20 protein-coding genes and 1 tRNA gene are annotated in these 21,086 nt (G+C 66.8%); 13 read left to right on the top strand and 8 right to left on the bottom strand.

The features are described 5' to 3' along the window. The first annotated feature begins 46 nt into the window (after nt 1–46). The gene (locus tag CEJ42_RS03405; protein ID WP_088750013.1) at nt 47–508 is read left to right on the top strand and encodes a MarR family winged helix-turn-helix transcriptional regulator; all 462 of its coding nucleotides are present in this window, start codon (nt 47–49) and stop codon (nt 506–508) included. A 324-nt stretch (nt 509–832) separates the two neighbouring features. Further along, the gene (locus CEJ42_RS03400; protein WP_088750012.1) at nt 833–1,852 is read left to right on the top strand and encodes an alpha/beta hydrolase; all 1,020 of its coding nucleotides are present in this window, start codon (nt 833–835) and stop codon (nt 1,850–1,852) included. A gap of 100 nt (nt 1,853–1,952) precedes the next feature. On the opposite strand, the gene CEJ42_RS03395 is transcribed toward CEJ42_RS03400, so the two are convergent. The 3 genes from CEJ42_RS03395 to CEJ42_RS03385 form a co-directional block, all read right to left on the bottom strand. Then, entirely contained in the window at nt 1,953–2,594 is a 642-nt protein-coding gene (locus CEJ42_RS03395) for a DUF1109 domain-containing protein (protein ID WP_079215428.1), read from the bottom strand. Beyond that, nucleotides 2,591–3,163 (bottom strand): sigma-70 family RNA polymerase sigma factor, encoded by a 573-nt coding sequence (locus tag CEJ42_RS03390; RefSeq protein WP_079219131.1) that lies wholly within the window; start codon nt 3,161–3,163, stop codon nt 2,591–2,593. The genes CEJ42_RS03395 and CEJ42_RS03390 overlap by 4 nt, the downstream gene beginning before the upstream one ends. A gap of 103 nt (nt 3,164–3,266) precedes the next feature. After that, nucleotides 3,267–3,911, bottom strand: a complete 645-nt coding sequence (locus CEJ42_RS03385) for a DUF1109 domain-containing protein (RefSeq protein WP_243397763.1) — start codon at nt 3,909–3,911, stop codon at nt 3,267–3,269. Between the two features lie 246 nt (nt 3,912–4,157). On the opposite strand from CEJ42_RS03385, the gene CEJ42_RS03380 reads away from it, so the two are divergent. The 5 genes from CEJ42_RS03380 to CEJ42_RS03360 are packed head-to-tail and all read left to right on the top strand — an operon-like array spanning nt 4,158 to nt 7,930. Beyond that, nucleotides 4,158–4,433 (top strand): BufA1 family periplasmic bufferin-type metallophore, encoded by a 276-nt coding sequence (locus tag CEJ42_RS03380; protein WP_079215427.1) that lies wholly within the window; start codon nt 4,158–4,160, stop codon nt 4,431–4,433. A gap of 20 nt (nt 4,434–4,453) precedes the next feature. Beyond that, a complete protein-coding gene (gene bufB, locus CEJ42_RS03375; protein ID WP_088750214.1) occupies nt 4,454–5,305 on the top strand; it encodes an MNIO family bufferin maturase in 852 nt (283 codons plus the stop codon). After that, entirely contained in the window at nt 5,302–6,057 is a 756-nt protein-coding gene (locus CEJ42_RS03370) for an HvfC/BufC N-terminal domain-containing protein (RefSeq protein ID WP_088750011.1), read from the top strand. The genes bufB and CEJ42_RS03370 overlap by 4 nt, the downstream gene beginning before the upstream one ends. Before the next feature lie 52 nt (nt 6,058–6,109). Then, nucleotides 6,110–6,586 carry a DoxX family protein gene (locus CEJ42_RS03365; RefSeq protein ID WP_088750010.1) on the top strand — a complete coding sequence of 159 codons (477 nt, stop codon included), beginning with the start codon at nt 6,110–6,112 and terminating at the stop codon, nt 6,584–6,586. A 9-nt stretch (nt 6,587–6,595) separates the two neighbouring features. Continuing rightward, nucleotides 6,596–7,930 carry a tetratricopeptide repeat protein gene (locus CEJ42_RS03360; protein ID WP_088750009.1) on the top strand — a complete coding sequence of 445 codons (1,335 nt, stop codon included), beginning with the start codon at nt 6,596–6,598 and terminating at the stop codon, nt 7,928–7,930. Nucleotides 7,931–7,944: 14 nt separating this feature from the next. Here the strand turns inward: CEJ42_RS03360 and CEJ42_RS03355 are convergent, their stop codons facing one another. Further along, entirely contained in the window at nt 7,945–8,613 is a 669-nt protein-coding gene (locus CEJ42_RS03355) for an alpha/beta hydrolase (RefSeq protein ID WP_079215423.1), read from the bottom strand. Nucleotides 8,614–8,776: 163 nt separating this feature from the next. On the opposite strand from CEJ42_RS03355, the gene CEJ42_RS03350 reads away from it, so the two are divergent. Continuing rightward, nucleotides 8,777–9,439: a hypothetical protein gene (locus CEJ42_RS03350; protein ID WP_088750008.1), complete on the top strand. Its 663-nt coding sequence runs from the start codon at nt 8,777–8,779 to the stop codon at nt 9,437–9,439. 86 nt (nt 9,440–9,525) lie between these two features. Here CEJ42_RS03350 and mog read toward each other — a convergent pair whose 3' ends face one another. Next, nucleotides 9,526–10,137: a molybdopterin adenylyltransferase gene (gene mog, locus CEJ42_RS03345; RefSeq protein WP_079215421.1), complete on the bottom strand. Its 612-nt coding sequence runs from the start codon at nt 10,135–10,137 to the stop codon at nt 9,526–9,528. Beyond that, a complete protein-coding gene (gene yjgA / locus CEJ42_RS03340; protein ID WP_079215420.1) occupies nt 10,127–10,732 on the bottom strand; it encodes a ribosome biogenesis factor YjgA in 606 nt (201 codons plus the stop codon). Before yjgA ends, mog begins: the two co-directional genes overlap by 11 nt. Nucleotides 10,733–10,807: 75 nt before the next feature. Here yjgA and pmbA point away from each other — a divergent pair, with 75 nt between their 5' ends. From pmbA to CEJ42_RS03325, 3 genes are all read left to right on the top strand, one after another. Next, on the top strand, nt 10,808–12,172 hold the full coding sequence (pmbA, locus tag CEJ42_RS03335) for a metalloprotease PmbA (RefSeq protein WP_079215419.1): 1,365 nt from the start codon (nt 10,808–10,810) through the stop codon (nt 12,170–12,172). 82 nt (nt 12,173–12,254) lie between these two features. Continuing rightward, on the top strand, nt 12,255–12,749 hold the full coding sequence (locus tag CEJ42_RS03330; RefSeq protein ID WP_088750007.1) for a GNAT family N-acetyltransferase: 495 nt from the start codon (nt 12,255–12,257) through the stop codon (nt 12,747–12,749). A 275-nt stretch (nt 12,750–13,024) separates the two neighbouring features. After that, on the top strand, nt 13,025–14,623 hold the full coding sequence (locus CEJ42_RS03325; RefSeq protein ID WP_079215417.1) for an MDR family MFS transporter: 1,599 nt from the start codon (nt 13,025–13,027) through the stop codon (nt 14,621–14,623). A gap of 94 nt (nt 14,624–14,717) precedes the next feature. Here CEJ42_RS03325 and CEJ42_RS03320 read toward each other — a convergent pair whose 3' ends face one another. Then, on the bottom strand, nt 14,718–16,226 hold the full coding sequence (locus CEJ42_RS03320; RefSeq protein ID WP_088750006.1) for a cryptochrome/photolyase family protein: 1,509 nt from the start codon (nt 16,224–16,226) through the stop codon (nt 14,718–14,720). A gap of 311 nt (nt 16,227–16,537) precedes the next feature. Between CEJ42_RS03320 and CEJ42_RS03315 the strand changes: the two genes are divergently transcribed. Continuing rightward, nucleotides 16,538–18,079, top strand: a complete 1,542-nt coding sequence (locus tag CEJ42_RS03315) for a methyl-accepting chemotaxis protein (protein WP_079215415.1) — start codon at nt 16,538–16,540, stop codon at nt 18,077–18,079. Nucleotides 18,080–18,214: 135 nt separating this feature from the next. On the opposite strand, the gene CEJ42_RS03310 is transcribed toward CEJ42_RS03315, so the two are convergent. Continuing rightward, nucleotides 18,215–18,299 (bottom strand) — tRNA-Leu (locus CEJ42_RS03310). 243 nt (nt 18,300–18,542) lie between these two features. Between CEJ42_RS03310 and rnr the strand changes: the two genes are divergently transcribed. Then, complete coding sequence (gene rnr, locus CEJ42_RS03305; RefSeq protein WP_079215414.1) at nt 18,543–21,035, top strand: ribonuclease R; 2,493 nt, start codon at nt 18,543–18,545, stop codon at nt 21,033–21,035. The last annotated feature ends 51 nt before the right edge of the window (nt 21,036–21,086 follow it).

Below are 21,086 nucleotides of genomic sequence, written 5' to 3'. Positions count from 1 at the left end.
TTTAAGTAGCTTGCTATTTAATTTTGAGATGGATAAACTGCGCTGCATGAACTCGAAAACAGACAAGCGCAAGTCGGCCCCGCTACTGGATGCCCAGTTGTGTTTCGCGCTGTATTCGACCTCGCTGTCGATGAGCAAGCTGTACCGCAAGCTCCTGCGCGACCTCGGCATCACCTATTCGCAGTACCTGGTGCTGATGGTGCTGTGGGAGCAGGATGAGCTGACCGTCTCCGACATCGGCGAGCGCCTGGTGCTGGATTCGGCCACGCTGACGCCGCTGTTGAAGCGCATGGAAGCGCAAGGACTGGTCAGCCGCGAGCGCGCCGCCAGCGACGAGCGCCAGGTGGTGATCTCGCTGACCGCCGACGGCGACGCGCTGCGCGAGAAGGCGGTGGAGCTGCCCAGGGAAGTGTTGAAGGCGACCGAGTCGACCGCAGCCGAGCTGGCGGCGATGAAAGAAGAATTGATGGAACTGCGGGCGCGCCTGCACAAGAATACCGGCGAATGAAATGCCGCCAGTGACGCGGAGCGGGCATCTCCGGCGCGGAGTGTCCGCGTTTTTAAAATGAAATATATAGCGCGCTATTTAATAGCTTTTTATATTAATCAAGTAGTGCGCTATTTAAATCGGCCTGGCGCCTCGCCGGCAATGGCGTCGGGCATGGCGTTATCCCGAGAGCCAATAGCGCCATATAAGTAGTTTGCTATTTAATCGATGTTTAGTTTTTTCTGATGTTTTTGAAATCGCAGCAACAGGCAATACCGGAACAAGCCGGCCCAGGCCGGTCCCGTCGATCGTCGACACCCCCCACAACCTCAAAGGAAGACCATCATGAAATCGTTCAAGCAACTCGCAGCAGTGGCCGCCATCGGCCTGGTGTTCGGCAACGCCTACGCAGCCGGCGACGCCGGTGTGGAACCGACCACCCAGGCCTTCCTGCAAGCGCTGGAAGCCGGCGGCGGCAAGCCGCTGGAGCAACTCTCGCCCAAGGATGCGCGCGCCGTGCTGGTCGGCGCCCAGGCCGGCGTGAAGCTGGAGCTGCCCCGTGCGGACGTCTCGGAGAAGACCATCACCGCCGACGGCCAGCAGATCAAGCTGACCATCGTGCGTCCGGCCGGCGTGAAGAAGACGCTGCCGGCCTTCATGTTCTTCCACGGCGGCGGCTGGGTGCTGGGCGACTTCCCGACCCACGAGCGCCTGGTGCGCGACCTGGTGGCCAATTCCGGCGCGGTGGCGGTGTTCGTGAACTACACGCCGTCGCCTGAAGCCGGCTACGGCGTGGCGATCAACCAGGCCTACGCCGCCACCAAGTGGGTGGCCGAGCACGGCAGCGAAATCAAGGTCGACGGCAAGCGCCTGGCGGTGGCCGGCAACAGCGTCGGCGGCAACATGGCCGCGGTCGTGGCCCTGATGGCCAAGGACAAGGGCGGCCCCGCGCTGCGTTCGGAAGTGCTGCTGTGGCCGGTGACCGACGCCAACTTCGAGACCGCGTCCTACAACCAGTTCGCCAACGGCTACTTCCTGACCAAGAACATGATGAAGTGGTTCTGGGACAGCTACACCACCGACAGCGCCAAGCGCCAGGAAATCACCGCTTCGCCGCTGCAGGCCAGCCCGGCGCAACTGAAGGGGCTGCCGCCGACCCTGATCCAGACCGCCGAAAAGGACGTGCTGCGTGACGAAGGCGAAGAGTACGGCCGCAAGCTGCAGGCCGCCGGCGTGGCCGTGACCAGCGTGCGCTACAACGGCATGATCCACGACTTCGGCCTGCTGAACGTGCTGGCCAAGGTGCCGGCGGTGCAGACCGCGATGCGCCAGGCGGGCGAGGAACTGAAGTTCCGCCTGAAGTAATCGTACGGCATCAATGAGCAAGGCCGGCGTACGCATCGCGCGCACGCCGGCCTTGTCTTTTGGCGGACCGCGGATCGATTGGCGCCGCTTGCGCCGTCGCTTACCAGCGCAGCAGGCGCGGGCCGAGCAACAGGCCGGCCATGGCCGGGATCAGCATGCCCAGGAAATACCACAGGCCCCAGAAGGGCACGCCCATTTCAGGGCAGTGCAGGCAATACACCATGGTGGCGACAGCGCCCGCCAGCAGGCCGGCCACCGCGCCCGTCAGGCGCAGCCGGGTCGGCGCCATCGCGCGCACCGCCCAGGTGACGCTGGCGCACAGCGGCAGCGACAGCAGTGCGATGTTGAAGGGGCAGGTGCGCCAGGTGAGCCCCATCAGCAGCGGGAGGCGGTCCGCTGCCGGCGCGGCGACGAACACCAGCGCCCCGGCGATCCAGATCGCGGCGACCGGCAGGGCGATGCCGTTCCAGTTGGCGCCGACCTTCAGGCCCGGGCGCAGCAGGCGCCGCAGCACCAGCAGCGCGCCGACGGCCAGCGCGGTGGGAAAGGCCAGCTTGATCCAGAACAGCGGCACCGACAGCATCGCCGTGAGATCAGGGCGCAGGCCGAAGGTCGCCAGCAGCAGCGCCAGCGAGACGACGGCGCCGCCGGCCAGGGCCTGCGCCATGCGGCGCGCCGGCAGGCGAGGGTCCACGGGAGCCGCGTTGGCGGCCATCATTGCAATCAGGTCATCGGTTTTCATAGCTTCTCTCGGATTCTGGCGGCCAGGGCCTTGAGGCCGCGGTGGATGCCCACCTTCACCGCCGACTCGGACATGCCGGTCAGCTCGGCCGTCTCGGCCACCGACATGCCTTGCAGCTTGACGTGCACGATCGGCAGGCGCTGCTTGTCGGGCAGCTGCTCAAGCAGCGCGCCGACGTCGCGGCGGGCCTGGGCCGGTTCCTCGTCGCTGGCGGCGAACAGTTCGTGCTCGTCGTCCAGCGGGTCGTTGAATGCTTCACGGCGCGAGCGCGCGCGCAGGAAGTCCATCAGCTTGTAGCGCGCGATGGCGTACACCCAGGCTGTCAGCGGCTGGTCGGCTCGGTAGGTGTGGCGCGCGTTGTGCACTGCCAGCAGGGTTTCCTGCACGATGTCTTCCACCTCGTCCTGCATGTGGTGCAGGCGCTTGCGCAGATAGGCGCGCAGCCTGCCGCTCAGTTCGGCCAGGAAGCTGCGGTAGGCCGCGGCGTCGCCGTCCAGCCCGGCCAACAGCAGCGTGCGCAGGCGCTCTTCGGCGGGGTGGCCGGGATCCTTGTCGGCAAGCGGTGTCATGGCGGGTTCTGTCGCATGTTCCTGGTCGGAGAAGATGGATGCTTCGGCGCAGGCCTGGGCAGTGACGAGGGAATGATGTCTGGTCATGGGAGCACGCAGCGCTTCACCAGCGCAACAGCAGGGGCCCGGCCAGCGCGCCCATCATGGTGGGCGCCAGCATGCCCAGCACATACCAGACGCCCCAGAACGGCGGCGCCATCTCCACGCAATACAGCGAATAGACTAGCACGCCCTGGGCGCCTGCCACCAGGCCGGCCACCGCGCCGGCCGCCGTCAGCCGCGTCGGCGCCAGGCCGTGCATGAACCAGAACATGGCCACCAGCGTGGGCAGCGACAGCAGCGCCACGTTGAGCGAACACACCTCCCAGGTCGTGCCCAGCAACAGTTCCACGCGCTGCGACGACGGCGCCAGCGCCATCCAGCCGGCGCCGGCCAGCCACAGCGCCGCCGGCGGCAGGAGCAGGGCCAGCGCCGGCGCCGTTCCGATGCGCATGCCGGGGCGCGCCAGGCGCGTAGCCAGGGCTTGCGCGGCCAGCAGCACCGCCAGCGGGAACGATACCTTCATCCAGAACAGCGGCTGGCGCAGCAGCTCCGGCATGTCGCTGCGCACGCCGTAGACCGCCGCCAGCAACAGCGCCGAGCCGCCCAGCCCGGCGGCCAGCGCCAGCGCCATCCGTGCGCCGGCCGTGCCGCGCGGGGCATCGCCGCCGCCCCTGGCCAGCATATGGACCAGTTCCATGGTCTTCATCCGATTCTCCCTTGCAGATTGTGCCGATGCGCGTCGTGCATGTGGCGCGCTTCTATTGCTTTTCGTCGGGCGCGGCGATCCGGTTACAGCGCCTGCAAAAAATATATTTCGACGATTTTTCGCCGCGCCCTGTAACCGGCCGGCGCGCACCGGCGAATTCACATGCAGATCGGCGCAACGGCAACAACGCGCCAGACAGGCGCCGCCGATCGCATCCACTTTCAACCACATAAAAGGAGTCTCACCATGAACGCACGTATCGCAACCGTCGCCTTTACCCTCGCTACCCTGGCCTCCGGCGTAGCCATGGCGCAAAACCAGTCCGCCGCCAAGCCGGCCGCCATGGAGAAGTGCTACGGCGTCTCGATGGCCGGCCAGAACGACTGCAAGGCGGGCGAAGGCACCACCTGCGCCGGCACCGCCAAGATGGATTACCAGGGCAACGCCTGGAAGAACGTCCCGGCCGGTACCTGCACCTCGATCAAGACCCCGCGCGGCATGGGTTCCCTGAAGCCGGTCTGAGGCGGGGGAGGGCAATGGCCATGAGCGCAGATTGCGTGCAGCCCGGCGCGGGCCTGGGCCTCAAGCCGCAGCACTTCGGCCAGGCGCTGGAGTGCGCCGAGCCGGGGCTGTGGTTCGAAGTCCATCCCGAGAACTACATGATGGACGGCGGTCCCAGGCCGGCCTGGCTGGAGGCGGTGCGCAGCCGCCACCCGCTGTCGCTGCACGGGGTCTCGCTCTCGCTGGCCGGCCCCGACGCGCCCGACGAGGCGCACCTGAAGCGGTTGGCGCAACTGGCTGCGCGCATGCAGCCCTTCCTGATATCGGAGCACCTGGCGTGGTCGCGCGCCGGCGGCAGGTATTTCCCCGACCTGCTGCCGGTGCCGCGCACCGGCGAGATGCTGCGAACGGTCGCGGCCAACATCGCGCGCACGCAGGATGTGCTCAAGCGCCGCATCGCGCTGGAAAACCCCTCGCATTACCTGCGCATGGATACGCACACCTGGAGCGAGCCGGATTTTCTGGCCGAGCTGGTACGTCGCACCGGTTGCGGGTTGCTGGTGGACGTCAACAACGTGCACGTCAGCGCCGCCAATGTCGGCGTGGACGCGCAGGCCTATCTGGACGCCTTGCCGGCCGACGCCATCCTGGAGATCCACCTGGCCGGCCACAGCAGTGACGCCAACCTGCCGGGCCTGCTGGTCGACTCGCACGATGCGGCGGTGGCCGCGCCGGTATGGGCCTTGTATCGACGCCTGACGGAGCGCATCGGCTCGCGCCCGACGCTGATCGAGCGCGACGGCAACGTGCCTGAATTCGGCGAACTGCTGGCCGAGCGCGGCATCGCGCAAGACCTGCTGACGCGGGCCGCGGCGACGGAGGCGGTGTCATGAACGGCAACTACCACGCACACTTTCTGCAGGCGCTGTGCGACGGCGACTCCGCCGATCCCGCCATGCAGGCCTTGCTGGCGCAGCCGGCGTTCGCGGTCTATCGCAATACCGTGTTCAAGGGCTGCGTCGACGCGCTGGCGGCCAACTATCCGGCGGTGCGCAGGCTGGTCGGCGAAGCCTGGTTCGCGGCTGCGGCGCAAGCCCACGCGCGCGAGCACCCGCCGCAGGACGCCTGCCTGATCGCCTACGGCCATCGCTTTCCCGAATTCCTCGCCGGCCTGCCGCAAGCGCAGGTGTTGCCTTACCTGCCCGATGTGGCAAGGCTTGACCGCTGCTGGAGCGAATCGCACCTGGCTGCCGACGATCCCGTCATCGATGCCGAGGCCTTGCTCGCGGCGCTGTCCGCCGGGCGCGACCTGCTGCTGGTGACGCATGCCGCCACGCGCTGGCATTGGAGCGACGCGCACCCGTGCTACGCGATCTGGAGCGCCAACCGGAGCGACGACAGTCCTGCGGCCATCGCGCCCGAGTGGCGCGGTGAGGGCGCTCTGCTGACGCGCCCCGACGGCCAGGTGCTGTGGCGACCGGCGGGCCTGGGCGCCTGCCGTTTTCTCGACGCCTGCCGTGACGGGCTGGGCGTGGCGCAGGCGGCCGGGAGCGCGCTGCAGGCCGATCCGCAGTTGGACATCGCCGCCATGCTCGGCGCGCTGCTGCAGGCCGGAGCCTTCACTTCCTTCCACCCCATTCACTGATCACCGATGTGCCGCGCTGCGGCGGCGCGTCCCTTCGCACATGGAGAACGACATGAACAAGCACACCCTGATGCATCCTGAGACCGGCCATGCGGCCCCGGAGTCGCTGTGGTCGCGCGGCGCCGGGCTGGCCTCGCGGCTGATCGGCGACTCGCTGCTGGCCCTGGTGGCGCGGCTGTCGATGGCGGCGGTCTTCTTTTACTCCGGGCGCACCAAGGTCAGCGGCCTGCTGACGATCAAGGACAGCACCTACGCGCTGTTCCAGGACGAATACCGCCTGCCGCTGGTGCCGCCCGACATCGCCGCGCATATGGCGGCCTACGCCGAACACCTGTTTCCGCTGCTGCTGGTGCTGGGGCTGTTCACGCGCGGCGCCGCGCTGGCCCTGCTGGGCATGACGGCGGTGATCGAGATCTTCGTCTATCCCGACGCCTGGCCCACCCATCTGTCGTGGGCCGGCCTGCTGTTGCTGCTGGTGGCGCGCGGCGGCGGCGCCTGGTCGCTGGATCGCCGTTTCCGCATCCGTTGAGGTGCGAACATGAAGCCGAGCGAGGACCTGGGCGGATTCATCGAAGAGAGCTTCGACACCGCATGGCGGCTGCATGGCGCGGGCCGGCTGGACGAGGCGCGCGAGCAGTACGAAGTGGTGCTGGCGCTGGATGCGGAGCACGTCGCGGCCATGCATTACATCGGCATCCTGTTGCACCAGACCGGCCGGCACGATGAGGCGGTCGCCTGCCTGCAGGCCGCGGCGCTGCGCGCGCCGGACAACGCCGACTGGCGCAACGACGCCGGCAATGTGCTGTATGCGCTGCGGCGCTATCCCGAGGCGATCGCGTCCTACCAGGCGGCGCTGGCGATTCGTCCGGATGACGCGCAGCTCTGGAACAACTGCGGCGCCGCGCTGCGCGAAGCGGGGCGCGCCGAAGAAGCGCAGCAGTGCTGCCTGCGCGCGCTGGAGGCCGCGCCCGATTTCGCTCCCGCCATGCTGCAGCTGGCCGGCCTGTACGCGCGGGCGGGCGAACTCATGCTGAGCTCCCGCTACGAATGCATGGCCTATGTGCTGCCGCCGCACGAGGGCAAGTCGAGGGAGTTGCTGGGCACCTCGTATTACTTTCTCGGCCGGCTGGAGGAGGCGGCGCAGCTGTGCCGCCGCTGGCTGGAGGAAGAGCCCGGCAATCCGGTGGCTCGCCACATGCATGCGGCCTATGCCGGCGAACTGACGGCGGCGGCGCCGGCCGGCTACATCGAGAAGCGCTTCGACGACTACGCCGACAACTTCGACGCCAACCTGGTCGAGCGGCTGGGCTATCGCGGCCCGCAGGTGGTGGGGGATTTGCTGAACACGGCGCTGCCGGGCGCGGCGCCCGCCGCGCTGGACATCCTGGACGCTGGCTGCGGCACCGGGCTGTGCGCGCCGGTGCTGGCGGCGCACGCGCGCCGGCTGGACGGTATCGACCTGTCGGAGAACATGCTGCGCCATGCCGCCGCGCGGCATGCCTACACGCATCTGGAAAAGGCGGAGGCCGCCGCCTGGATGGCCGGGCGCGCAGGTCAATACGATCTGGTGGTGGCTTGCGACGTGGTGATTTACTGCGGGCGGTTGGAAGCGCTGTTTGCCTCAGCCCGCCATGCCCTGCGCGCCGGCGGACATGTCATCTTCACCGCCGAGGCCGCGCGGGACGACGAGCTCGATGCCAGCGGCGGCAGCGGCTATCTGCTGCATCCCAGCGGACGTTTTCGCCATCATGCCGCCTACATCGCGCGCTGCCTGGAGGACGCGGGATTTGTCGTGCTGGCCCTGCGCGAGGAGAGCATACGCATGGAGATGGGCCAGCCGGTGCCGGGCCTGGCGGTGCTGGCCCGCGCCTGAACCGTGCGTTCCGGTCAGGCCAGGACCTTGGCCAGCCACTTGCCGATATCGTCGACTTCCTCGCCGCAGACCGAGTGCTGCATCGGGTACTCGTGCCATTCGATCTTGTAGCCGAGCTGTTCCAGCAGCTCGCGCGACTTTTCCGCGCGTTCGATCACCACCACCGGATCCAGGCGGCCGTGGGCCATGAAGATGGGCGTGTCCTGGTTGGCGGCGTGGCGTTCGTCGGCGGCCTTGCCTGCCAGCGGCAGGTAGCCGGACAGGCACATCAGGCCGGCCAGTTGCTCCGGATGGCGCAGGCCGGTCTGCAGCGTCATCGCGCAGCCTTGCGAGAACCCGGCCAGGATGATGCGCCCGGCGGGAATGCCGCGCGCCTTCTCGTTGGCGATCAGCGCCTCGATGGCTTGCTGCGAGGCGCGCAGGCCCGGTTCGTCTTCGCGGCGCACCAGGTCGGGCGTGAAGATGTCGTACCAGGAGCGCATCACGTAGCCGCCGTTGATGGTCACCGGCATGGTCGGCGCGGTGGGGAACACGAAGCGGATGGCCGGGCATGTCGAGAGGTCGAGCTCGCGCACGATGGGCACGAAGTCCGAGCCGTCGGCGCCCAGGCCGTGCATCCAGATGACGGCGGCGGTCGGGTTGGGAGCGGTTTCGATCTGGATGGTCTCGAGTTGGGCGGCCATGGTGTTGTCTGCTAGTCCTGTCGTTCGTTGATGGCGCAAGGGCGGCGCGGCGATTTGTGCGCACCGGCTTGCAGGAGCACAATACGGCTTTGCCGATTGCGCGAGACGCCAATCATACGATGAACGCCGGAGAAAATCTCCGGCGCGGACAGGGAGCAAGCCGATGGATTTGAAGAAACTGACCGGTGCGGCGGTGGCCGCCTGTATCGGGCTGGCGGCGCTGCTGCCGCTGCAGGCCCGGGCCGAGGCCGAGGGATCGGTGTTCCAGCCCAGGGGCGAAAACCTGATGATCTCGCCGCCGGCCGGCTGGCGCATGGCGTTCATGGACGGCGACCCCAGCGGCGACTACGTGGTCGATTTCCTGCCGGCCAACGAGGCGCACGATTCATGGCGCGAGGGCTACATGGGCATACAGCGCCGCAGCTTCCCCGACAGCGCACTGGTGGCCAACATCACCGCGCGCAACCTCACCGTGGCCCAGGTGGCCATCACCGAGGTGATGCAGAACGCCCAGCGCAACTGCCCGGGGCGCTTCGTGCCGATGAAGCAGAAGGACAGCCTGACCAACGGCATCCCGACCTCGACCAGCGGCGGCTTCTGCGACCGCGCAGGCGCGGCCGCGCCTTATGGCGAGGGCACGGTGCTGGCGGTGTACCAGGGCAGGGAGCGGCTGTTCGTGGTGCAGTTCAGCTGGCGCCCGTCGACGCAGAACGAGCTCAACCAGTATGCGTTCCGGATCACGCCGGCCAGGCTGCAGCAGTTCCTGGACCTGATGAATGCGGCGACGCTGTGCGGCGGGCCGGATGAAGGGGCTTGTCCGAAATGACGCCCGCGGTTCGTCGCGGCCGGGCACACAAGTGCGGCCGGCCTCGGGCGAACGGGAATGCAGTCGGGGAGGGGCTTATTTGGCGCTTACTTGCCGGCGGGACGAATCGCCGACTTCGGGCGGAAGGCCTTGCAGACGGCGTCGTTGGTCTCGATGTAAGGGCCGCCGATCAGGTCGATGCAGTACGGCACGGCGGCGAAGATGCCGGGCACCTTCTGCTTGCCGTCCTCATCCTTGAGGCCTTCCAGGGTTTCCTTGATCGATTTCGGCTGGCCGGGCAGGTTCAGCACCAGCGCGGCGTGGTCGGCGGTCTCGCGGATCACCGCCACCTGGCGCGAGAGGATCGCGGTGGGCACGAACTGCAGGCTGATCTGGCGCATCTGCTCGCCGAAGCCCGGCATTTCCTTGGTGGCCACGGCCAGCGTGGCTTCGGGGGTGACGTCGCGGCGCGAGGGGCCGGTGCCGCCGGTGGTCAGCACCAGGTCGCAGCCGACTTCGTCGACCAGTTCGACCAGGGTCTTTTCGATCTGCGCGCGTTCATCGGGAATCAGGCGCGTTTCCATCTTCCAGGGGCTGGCCAGCGCCGCGCCGAACCATTCCTGCAGGGCCGGGATGCCGCGGTCTTCATAGACGCCGCCGGAGGCGCGGTCCGAGATCGAGACCAGCCCGATGAGCAGGTGGTCGCGTTCAGGCTTCATCTTGCCCGTCGTCGAAATCCTTCTCGTCGAGCTCTTCGCCACGGCGCTTGGCGGCGGCGATCTGCAACTGCTTGAGGATCTGGAAGATCTCGCGATAGGCCTTGGGCGGCTTGCTTTCGGCCTGTTCCTTGCGGGCGTTGCGGATGAGGGTGCGCATGTGCTGCACGTCGACGTCGGGGTGGGCCACCAGCAGCTCGGTGAGCGCCTTGTCGTCGGCCAGCAGCTTCTCGCGGCGACGCTCCAGCGCGTGCATGGCGGCGGTTTCAGCCTTGGAGGCGCCGCGCCAGCTGTCGATGGTGGTCTGGATCGCGGCGATCTCGTCGGGCTCCAGCGTGCGCATCTTCTTGCCGACGTACTGCATCTGGCGGCGGCGGCCTTCATGGTCCTTGATCTGCTGGCATTCGAGGATGGCTTCGCGCACATCTTCGGGCATGGGCACGCGCTTGACGCGGTCGCGCGGTTCGGCGACCAATGCCTCGCCCAGCTTTTGCAGGGCTTCCATTTCGCGCTTGAGTTGAGACTTGGAGGGGCGGTCGTATTCCTGCTCGAATTCGCTCGATTGGAATCCGACGGCGCCGCGATTGGCATTAGGCATGGTGTGACTTCGGGAAATATTGCTAAACGGCTGCTATGATACCCGTTTTACCCGCATTTCAGAGAATTGAGGCTCATGAGCGATACCCCATTCACCTACGGTCAGGACCAATTGAAGCAGCTTGCGCAGGACGTGTTGCGCTACGCGAAGGAGAAGGGAGCCTCTGACTCGGCGGTCGACATCAGCGAAGGCAGCGGCCTGTCGGTGGCGGTGCGCAAAGGCCGCGTCGAGACCATCGAGCAGAACAAGGACAAGGGCATCGGCGTCACCGTGTTCCTCGGAGAGGGCCGCCAGGTGCGGCGCGGCAACGCCAGCACCTCGGACTTCTCGCAGCAGTCGCTCAAGGAAACGGTCGAGGCCGCCTACAACATCGCGCGCTTCACCTCCATCGACGATTGCGCCGGGCTGCCCGACGCCGACGTGCTGGAAATGGCGCCGCGCGACCTGAAACTGTTTTCCCCGTGGAATATTTCCACCGAGGAAGCTGTGGCGATCGCCCAACGCTGCGAGACCGCCGCGCTGGAAACCGATCCCCGCATCACCAACAGCGAGGGTTCCAGCGTCTACGTCCAGCATTCGCATTTCATCGCGGCCAATTCGCGCGGCTTCATCGGCGGCTATCCGTTCTCGCGCCACACCATCTCGGTGGCGCCGATCGCCGGCAAGGGCGCGAACATGCAGCGCGACGACTGGTACACCTCCAAGCGCGATCCCAAGCAGCTGGCCAAGCCCGAGGCGGTCGGCCGCTACGCCGCCGAACGCGCCCTGGCGCGCCTGAACGCGCGCAAGCTGTCCACCCGCAAGTGCCCGGTGCTGTTCGAGGCGCCGCTGGCGGCGGGCCTGCTGGGCGCCTTCGTGCAGGCGGTGTCGGGCGGCGCGCTGTATCGCAAGTCGACCTTCCTGCTGGACTCGATGGGCCAGCAGGTGTTTCCCGACCATATCCAGATCCTGGAAGACCCGCATGTGATCGGCGGCGTCGGTTCGGCGCCCTTCGACGAGGAAGGCGTGCGCACCGTCAAGCGCCAGGTGGTCAAGGACGGCGTGGTGCAGGGCTACTTCCTGTCGACCTATTCGGCGCGCAAGCTGGGCATGCAGACCACCGGCAACTCCGGCGGCTCGCACAACCTGGCGCTGACCTCCAGCCTGACCACCAGGGCCGACAGTTTCAAGGGCATGTTGAAGAAGATGGGCACCGGCCTGCTGGTGACCGAGCTGATGGGCCAGGGCGTGAACTACGTGACCGGCGACTATTCGCGGGGCGCCTCGGGCTACTGGGTGGAGAACGGCGTTATCCAGTATCCGGTGGAGGAAATCACCATCGCCGGCAACATGAAGGACATGCTGCGCCAGATCGTCGCCATCGGCAACGACACCTTGGTGCGCGGCACCAAGGAGACCGGCTCCATCCTGCTGGAAAGCATGACCATCGCGGGCGACTGAACTGCCTGAAACCGGGGCCGGGGCGGCAGGCGCCGCACCGGTTCGCGCGTCGTGGCAGCCTTGCCCGAAGAGGAGGCAAGCCATGGACGACATCCACATCAGGCGCGGCTACCTGCCGGGCGCCATCGGCCGCGTCGCCGAGCTGCACGCCGCCTATTTCACCGAAAACTGGAGCTTCGGCGTCTACTTCGAAGCGAAGGTCGCCACCGAACTTTCCGCCTTCCTGAGCCGCTACGACGACCTGCGCGACGGCTTCTGGACCGCCACCGTGCACGGCCGCATCGAAGGCTCGCTGACCATCGACGGCCAGCATGCGCGCGAGCAGGGCGCCTGCCTGCGCTGGTTCATCGCCTCCGACAAGCTGCGCGGGCAGGGCGTGGGCGATGCGCTGATCGCCGAAGCCAAACAGTTCTGCCGCGACTGCGGCTATCCCTCGATCTATCTGTGGACCTTCGAAGGCCTGCACGCGGCGCATCACCTTTATCGCAAGCACGGCTTCTCGCTGGTCGAAGAGCGCATCGGTTCGCGCTGGGGCGTCAAGGTCAACGAGCAGCGGTATGAAATGCTGCTGGACTGATTTCGCCGTGCTGGCGCCGCCCTGCGGAAGGCTCACCGGCGAAGCGCCGTCGACGTCGCCGTGACCGGCATCGGCGAGCTCATGCAAGGCTGAAATTTCCCTGGACGGCTGGGCGATGCCGCGCTCCGGTGACGCGCCCTGGGCCGGGCGTGAGCGCCGGGCCGGAATGCCGGATTGTCACGCCGGAAAGTGGCCTCCCAGCAACAAGTCCGGTCCATTGATAAAATGACGGGTCGGCGCATCGGCGCCTCTTCCAGGATTGTTTCCCCAGCAACATGGCCCTTCATACCGACGCCGCCCATTCCAGCGGCCAAGTCCTGCCTTTCCGCGAATCCCTGCTGGCCACCCTCGGCATCTGTTTCGTCATCATGCTGGTGGCGCTGGACCAGACCATCGTCGGCACCGCGCTGCCCACCATCGTGGCCGAGCTGAAGGGCTTCGAGCTCTACGCCTGGGTCGCCACCGCCTACCTGCTGACCTCGGTGATCACCGTGCCCATCTTCGGGCGGCTGGGCGACTACTTCGGCCGCAAGCCTTTCGTGATCGCGTCCATCGTCGTGTTCGTCGGCGCCTCGGCCTTGTGCGGCATGGCCGACAGCATGCTGTTCCTGGTGCTGGCGCGCGGCCTGCAGGGCATCGGCGGCGGCATGCTGGTGGGCACCTGTTTCGCCTCCATCGCCGACCTGTTCCCGGATCCGCGCGTGCGGCTGCGCTGGCAGATCATCCTGTCTGCCTCGTTCGGCATCGCCACCGCCGTCGGCCCGTCGCTGGGCGGTTTCCTGACGCAGGGGCTGGGCTGGCGCTGGGTGTTCTACTGCAACCTGCCCATCGGCGTGGTGTCGCTGTTCTTCGTCTGGCGTTTCGTCCCGCATATCCGCCACATCCAGCATGAGGGCAAGATGCGGCTGGACTGGCCGGGGGCGCTGCTGATCTCGCTGTCGCTGGGCAGCCTGCAATTGCTGGTGGAGATGCTGCCCAAGCGCGGCATCACCGTCGGCATGCTGGGCCTGCTGGCGCTGTCGGCGGCCTCCTTCTATGCGCTCTGGAAGTGGGAGCAGAAGGCCGCCCAGCCCATCCTGCCGTTCGAGATGATGCGCGACCGCGCATTGTCCAGCCTGTTCGTGCTGTCGGTGCTGGCGGGCTTCGCGATGTTCTCGCTGCTGATGTATGCGCCGCTGCTGTTCCAGGGTGGCTTCGGCATGAGCCCGCGCGAGGCGGGCCTGCTGATCACGCCGCTGGTGGCCTGCATCACCGTGGCCAGCATCGTCAACGGCCGCATCATCACGCGCATTCCCAATCCCAACATGATGATGACGGTGGGCTTCGTGCTGATCTCGGCAGCGTGCCTGGGCGTGGTGCTGTGCGACCGCGGCACCGGCGGCGGCTTCATGCTGGCGACCATGCTGGCCGGCGGTTTCGGCCTGGGCCTGGTGCTGCCCAACCTGACCGTGTTCGCGCAGCAGGCGGCCAGCCGCCAGCACCTGGGCATCGCCACCGCCTTGCTGCAGTCGCTGCGCATGATCGGCGGCATGCTGGGCACGGCCATCACCGGCACGCTGGTGAGCCAGATGTATGGCGCGGGCGTGCAGAAGGCGCTGGAGGGCGACCATGCGGCGCAGTGGCTGAAGGATTTCAGCGACCCCGAGGTGCTGGTCAACCATGACATCCAGTCGGTGCTGCTGGCCCAGCTGATGCAGGCCGGCCACAACGGCTCGGCGTTGCTCGACGCCGCGCGCGATGCGCTGGTGGGCGCGATCCACATGGGCATCGCCATCGCCATCGTGGCCGCGCTGGGCGGGCTGTGGATGGTGCGCCGGGTGCCGCCGATCAAGTTCGGCAACGACGCCAAGGTCGAGCCGGTGATGTCCGAGTGATCCGGGTGTCTCGGGTGTCCCGGGGAATGTGGAAGGGATGAAATGAAAAGGCCGGGCTGCGATCGCAGCCCGGCCTTTTTTCTGCCCGCGTTTTTCAGTCGTCTTCGGGCGCCTCGCCCTTGTCGGCCTTCTTGACCACCGCATAGCGCTCCAGCGTACGCGCGCGCGCCTGCGCGTGGTCGACGATGGGGCGCGGATAGTTGTCGTCCAGCGCCACGCCGGCCTGGCGCAGCTCTTCCGGGGTGGCGGTCCACGGCGCATGGATGCGCTTGGCCGGCAGCCTGGCCAGCTGCGGCAGGTAGCGACGGATGAACTTGCCGTCGGGGTCGAACTTCTCGGACTGCGTGACCGGGTTGAAGATGCGGAAATAGGGCTGGGCATCGCAGCCGGACGACGCCGCCCACTGCCAGCCGCCGTTGTTGGCCGAGAGGTCGAAGTCGTTCAGGTGAATCGCGAAATACTTCTCGCCCCACCGCCAGTCGATGCCCAGGTCCTTGGTCAGGAAGCTGGCCACCACCATGCGCAGGCGGTTGTGCATGTAGCCGGTCTGGTTGATCTGCAGCATGGCGGCGTCGACCAGCGGATAGCCGGTGCGGCCCTCGCACCAGGCGGCGAAGTCGGCCTGGGCCTGCTGGTCATCTTCCCACTTGATGGCGTCGTATTCCGGCTTGAAGGCCTGGCCCGCCACGCGCGGATGATGGTGCAGGATCATGAAATAGAAGTCGCGCCAGGTCAGCTCCGACAGCCAGGTCGCCGCGCCCGCGCCGCCATGGCCGGAATGCATGGCCTGCATGGCCGTGCGCGCCAGCGAGCGGATCGAGACGGTGCCGAAGCGCAGGTGCACCGACAGGTAGGACGGTCCCTTGACGGCGGGGTAGTCGCGCGCGCTGCCGTAGGCGCCGATGCGCGAGAGGAAGTCGTCCAGCAGCGTGTCGGCGCCGGACATGCCGGTCGGGATCTTCAGCTCATGCAGGTTGCTTTTCTCGAAACCGAGCTGCTCCAGCGTGGGCGGGGCGCGATGCTGCTGCGCCGGCGGCCTGGCCAGCGACGCGTGGTATTTGTCGACCGGATAGGCCTTCAGGTAGAAGTCGCCGCCGGCGGCCGCCAGCTTGGCCATCCAGGCGTTCTTGTAGGGCGTGAAGACCGAAAAGGGTCGGGCCGATTGCGTCAGCACTTCGTCCTTCTCGAAGATGACCTGGTCCTTGCAGCTCAGGAACAGGGTGGCGTGGTCCTGCAGCGTTTGCGCCACGGCGTGGTCGCGCGCCACGGCGTCGGGTTCGTAGTCTGCGTTGGCGAACACCGCCTGCACGCCCAGTTCGGCGGCCAGTGCGGGGATCGCCCTGGCGGCGGCATCGTGCAGCACGATCAGGCCGCCGCCGGCGGCGCGCAGCGCGGCGTCGAGCTCGGCCACGCTGTCGAGGATGAAGTCGATGCGGCGGTCGCGGCGCACGCCTTGCTGCTTCAGCGCATCGAGGATGTCGGTGTCGAACACGAAGGCGCACCAGACCTGCCTGCTTTGCGAAAGCGCGTAGTAGAGCGCGGCGTGGTCGGTGCTGCGCAGGTCGCGGCGGAACCAGACCAGGGATTTGTCGAAATGGGGCATCGGGTTTGTCGTGATGGATTCAGGAGCGGATCTGCTGCCGCTTGGCCAGTCGCGATGATAGATGAGCTTGCCGTCGCCGGCCAATGCCGCGGCAAGGTTCGACCGGCATCGTTTTGGTGCGTTCACGGCGCCCAGGCGTTGTCGAAGCGGCAAATGAGCCCATTTGCCCCCATTTTTCTTGCGATGCGGCCGATGCGGGCTCAAGTGGCGATACGCAGCGTCCGTTAATGATGAGTCCCTATCCGGGACGAAGGAAGAGGCGGCGCGGCATCATCCGGTCGCGCCTTTGGGGATTTTGGGGATACACCTATATGAAGAATATGAAGATTGGCACCCGGCTGGGGCTGGGTTTTGCAGCGATTCTGGTCCTGATGGGCCTCATTACCGGCATTGGCGTGTGGCGGCTGCAGGCGGTGGGCAAGCTCAACGACGTCATGGTCAACGAGGCGCTGGTCAAGGAGCGGCTGGTCAATGCGTTCTATAAATCGATCGAACTCAATGTCGGGCGCATCGTCGCCGCGGCCAAGAATCCCGATCCGGTGCAGCAGAAGTACTACAAGGACCTGATCCTCTCCACCATCAGCAAGAACAACGAATACGTCAAGCAGATGACGGAGCTGATCACCGACGACGCGGGCAAGGCGCAACTCAACGAGATCAACGAACGCCGCAAGGTGGTGATCGCCGACAACACCGCGGTCTTCAAGGAAAAGGACGCCGGCAACGAAGAGGCCGCCAAGAAGGTGGTGGACGAGCAGCTGCTGCCGCACAGCCAGGTCTACCTGGCCGCCATCGAGAAGCTGGCGAACATGCAGAGCGAACAGATCAGGGCCTTGACGCAGGAAGTCGACGGCCTGTTCCGCGCCGCGCGCAACATGATGCTGGTGCTGGGCACCGTGGCGATCCTGGCCGGCGTGCTCCTGGCCTGGCGCATCACCCGCTCGATCACGCGCCCGCTGCATGAGGCGGTGGACGTCGCCGGACGGGTGGCCAACGGCCAGCTCGACAGCCGCATCGAGGTCAGGACCGGCGACGAGACCGGCCAACTGATGGGCGCGCTCAAGGACATGAACGACAACCTGGTGCGCATCGTCGGCCAGGTGCGCCAGGGCACCGACACCATCGCGACCGCCTCCACCGAGATCGCCCAGGGCAACCTCGACCTGTCCAACCGCACCGAGCAGCAGGCCAGCTCGCTGGAAGAAACCGCTTCGGCCATGGAAGAGCTGACCTCGACCGTGAAGCAGAACGCCGACAACGCCCGCCAGGCCAACCAGCTGGCGGTGTCCGCCTCGGAAGTGGCGGTGCAGGGCGGGGCGGTGGTGTCGCAGGTGGTCGATACCATGGGGTCGATCAACGAGTCCTCGCGCAAGATCGTCGACATCATCGGCGTGATCGACGGCATTGCCTTCCAGACCAATATCCTGGCGCTCAACGCAGCCGTGGAGGCCGCCCGCGCCGGCGAGCAGGGTCGCGGCTTCGCGGTGGTGGCGTCGGAGGTGCGTTCGCTGGCCCAGCGTTCGGCCTCGGCGGCCAAGGAGATCAAGTCGCTCATCGACGACTCGGTGGCCAAGGTCGATGCCGGCAGCAAGCTGGTGGAGCAGGCCGGCACCACCATGGGCGAGGTGGTGGCCAGCGTGCGCCGCGTCACCGACATCGTCGGCGAGATCAGCTCGGCCAGCCAGGAACAGAGCGACGGCATCGAGCAGGTCAACCACGCCATCACGCTGATGGACGAGGCGACCCAGCAGAACGCCGCGCTGGTGGAACAGGCCGCCGCTGCCGCGCGCGCCATGCAGGAGCAGGCGGCGACGCTGACCGAGACGGTGAGCGTGTTCAGGCTGCAGGGCTGAAAAGACAGGGGGGAATCTGCATCCATGGCGTGCGGCGCATGCCATGGATATGAGTGAGGGAAGGGGCGACGATATTTTCTTGCGCCCCAAAACGCAAAAGGCCGATTAACTTTCGTTAATCAGCCTTTTATGTTTTGGTGCCCACGGAGGGACTCGAACCCCCACACCTCGCGGCACATGGACCTGAACCATGCGCGTCTACCAATTCCGCCACGTGGGCTTCAGCGCTTACTTGATGTTGCCTGTAACGCGAAAGACCGTGATTATATACGATGGATTGTGCCTGTCAAGTATCTTTTTACGGTGAAACGAATGTTTTTTACGGCGCCCGCCGTGCGGCATCCTCCACCAACCCGGTATTGCGGTTAGGTAAATGGCCGCAACTCCGTTACACTAAGGGCTATCCAGCCGGACCGGAGCCTTCGCGCCGGTTCCATCAATAACAACTGCGCGAACGATACTTTTGAGCCAATTTCCCTACTCCATTCCCAGCCGGGAAGAGATCCTCGGCATCCTGCGCACTTCACCCACGGCACAAAGCGCGTCCAGCCTGGCGGCGGCGCTCGGCGTGAAGCCTGACGAGATAGATGGCATGACGCGCCGGCTCAACGCCATGGAGCGCGACGGCCAGATCAAGCCGGACCGCGCCGGCAACTACAAGCTGACCCATTCGCCCGATTTCATCGAAGGGCGCGTGTCCAGCCATCGCGACGGTTTCGGTTTCCTGCTGCCTGACGACGGCAGCGACGACCTGTTCCTGCCCGAGAAGGAAATGCAGAAGGTGATGCACGGCGACCGCGTCCAGGCGCGCATCGTCGGCACGGACCGCCGCGGTCGTCCGGAAGGCACCATCGTGGAAGTGGTGGAGCGCGCCAATTCGCACGTGATCGGTCGCCTGCTCAACGAGAACGGCGTATGGGTGGTGGCGCCGGAAGACAAACGCATCGGCCACGACGTGCTGCTGGCCGGCCCCCCGGGCAAGGCCAAGGCGGGGCAGGTGGTGAGCGTGGAGCTGACCGAGCATCCTTCGCGCTATACCCAGCCGGTGGGCAAGATCGTCGAGATCCTCGGCGACATCGACGACCCCGGCATGGAAATCGAAATCGCCGTGCGCAAATACGGCGTGCCGCATGAGTTCTCGGACGCCGCCAAGAAGCTGTCGGCCAAGCTGCCCAGCGAGGTGCGCGCGGCCGACCTGAAGGATCGCGTCGACCTGCGCGACGTGCCGCTGGTCACCATCGACGGCGAGGACGCGCGCGACTTCGACGACGCGGTCTATTGCGAACCGGTCAAGATCGGCCGCGCCAAGGGCTACCGCCTGATCGTGGCGATCGCCGACGTCAGTCACTACGTCAAGCCCAACGACGCGCTCGACGCCGATGCACTGGAGCGCAGCACCTCGGTCTATTTCCCGCGCCGCGTGATCCCGATGCTGCCGGAGAAGCTGTCCAACGGACTCTGCTCGCTGAACCCCGACGTCGACCGCCTGACGCTGGTGTGCGACGCCGTGATCACCGCCAAGGGCGAGATCAAGGCCTACCAGTTCTATCCGGCCGTGATCCACTCGGCGGCCCGTCTGACCTATACCGAAGTGGCCGCCGTGCTGGCCAACACCAAGGGGCCGGAAGCGGCGCGCCGCATCGGCCTGGTGCCGCACCTGACGCACCTGTATGAAGTGTTCCAGGCGTTGCTGCAGGCGCGCCAGGCGCGCGGCGCGATCGACTTCGAGACCACCGAGACCTATATCGTCTGCAATGCCGCGGGCAAGATCGAGAAGATCCTGCCGCGCACCCGCAACGACGCGCACCGCCTGATCGAGGAGTGCATGCTGGCGGCCAACGTCTGCGCGGCCGACCTGCTCAAGCGCCACGACCATCCGGCGCTGTACCGCGTGCACGCCGGCCCGACCAAGGAAAAGCTGACCCAGCTGCGCAACTTCCTCAAGCAGACCGGCCTCTCGCTGGGCGGCGGCGACACGCCCGGCGCGGCCGACTACGCCGAGCTGATGCCCAAGATCAAGGCGCGTCCCGATGCGCTGCTGATCCAGACCATGCTGCTGCGCTCGATGCAGCAGGCGGTCTACAGCCCCGACAACATCGGCCACTTCGGCCTGTCCTATGAGTCCTACGCGCACTTCACCAGCCCGATCCGCCGTTATCCCGACCTGCTGACGCACCGCGCCATCAAGGCCGTGCTGCAGGGCAAGCGCTACGATCCCAAGGGCATCGACAGCAGCGCGCTGAACACCTCGATCTCGCCGGCGGCGCGCAAGATGCAGCAGCAACAGCGCGCGGCCGACAAGGCCGCAGGCAAGAAGACGCAGGCGCGCAACGAAGGCAGCCAGGGCATCTGGGAAGCGCTGGGCCTGCACTGTTCGGCCAACGAGCGCCGCGCCGACGAGGCTTCGCGCGACGTCGAGGCATGGCTGAAGTGCTACTTCATCCGCGACAAGCTGGGTGAGGAATTCACCGGCACCATCTCCGGCGTGGCCACCTTCGGCATCTTCGTGCAGCTCGACGCGCTGTACATCGAAGGCCTGGTGCACGTCACCGAACTGGGCGCGGACTACTTCCAGTACGACGAGGCGCGCCACGAGCTGCGCGGCGAGCGCACCGGCATCCGTTACCAGCTGACCGACCGCGTGACGGTGCAGGTCAGCCGGGTCGACCTGGATGCGCGCAAGATCGACCTGGCGCTGGTCAACGAGCCGGGCATCCGCACCCTGATCAAGAATGAAGCCAAGCGCGCCGAAAGCGCCGCGCGCGGCAAGCCGGCCGGCAACGGCGGCGCAAGGCAGCAGCAGCCGGCCGCCAAGGCCAAGAAGGCGGCCGCTCCCAAGCCGGCCAAGGCCGCCAAGGCCAACGGCGCCGCCGCAGCCCGCGGCCGTCCGGGCGAAGCCGACCGCAAGCGCGCCGCTGCCAAGGGCTTCGGCAAGGGCGGCAAGAAGAAGCGCTGACCCGGCGCGCCGGGTCACTCCGGCGCTGCGGGTCGGTTCAATCGTTGGATC

Origin of the sequence: Herbaspirillum robiniae, assembly GCF_002213415.1 — a bacterium.
Taxonomy (GTDB): Bacteria; Pseudomonadota; Gammaproteobacteria; order Burkholderiales; family Burkholderiaceae_D; genus Herbaspirillum; species Herbaspirillum robiniae.
Note: the sequence above shows the minus strand (reverse complement) of the source record. Positions and strands in the feature narration are given on the sequence as shown.